Source organism: Acidovorax sp. K2F (assembly GCF_025246485.1).
GTDB classification, from domain to species: domain Bacteria; phylum Pseudomonadota; class Gammaproteobacteria; order Burkholderiales; family Burkholderiaceae_C; genus Acidovorax; species Acidovorax delafieldii.
This window is the reverse complement of sequence record NZ_JAOBSQ010000111.1, coordinates 1-727: the sequence shown is the minus strand read 5'-3', so window position 1 is coordinate 727 and position 727 is coordinate 1. Positions and strand designations below refer to the sequence as shown.

Here is a 727-nt window from a genome sequence, read left to right as displayed (position 1 = left end):
TGGGCTGCTGCCGGTTCCGTTGACACCGACCTAAGCTTCTTGAGCTTTCTCGAACTGTACGGGACTGAGATAGCCGAGCGTCGAATGCCGGCGCGTCGGGTTGTAGAAGCACTCGATGTAGTCGAACACATCTGAACGGGCCTGCCCTCGTGTGCGGTACACCTTCCTGGCCGTGCGCTCGGTCTTGAGGGAGCTGAAGAAGCTCTCCATGGCCGAGTTGTCCCAGACCTCACCGGCCCGGCTCATGCTGCAAGTGATGCCTTGTTCATCCAGCAGCTTCTGGAAGTGCTCGCTGGTGTACTGGCTACCCTGGTCCGAGTGATGCAACAAGGCCACCGGCTTGCCTCGCCGCCACACGGCCATCATCAGCGCATCCACCACGAGCTGCGAGGTCATGCTCTCCTGCATCGACCAGCCCACGATGCGCCGCGAGTACAGGTCCAGCACCGCCGCCACGTATAGCCAGCCCTCGGCTGTCCAGATGTAGGTGAAGTCGGCTACCCACTTCTGGTTCGGGCCATCGGCCCGGAACTGGCGGTCCAGCACGTTATCGGCCACCGCGCTGCGCGTGCCCCGGTCCTTGGGCAGTCCACGTCGTCGGGGCCTGGCTCGTAGTGCCTGCTCTCGCATGAGTCGCTCGATGCGGTGCAGACCACAGGCTTGACCTTGCTCCAACACGTCGTGCCACACACGGCGCGCGCCGTAGGTGCGGTCGCTGCGCACGAAG

Annotated in this window: 1 protein-coding gene; it reads right to left on the bottom strand. The window is 63.7% G+C overall.

What is annotated here, in order from left to right:
- Positions 1-30: 30 nt before the first annotated feature.
- A partial coding sequence (locus N4G42_RS25485) for an IS3 family transposase (protein WP_260669182.1) occupies positions 31-727 on the bottom strand: 697 nt, incomplete at its 5' end.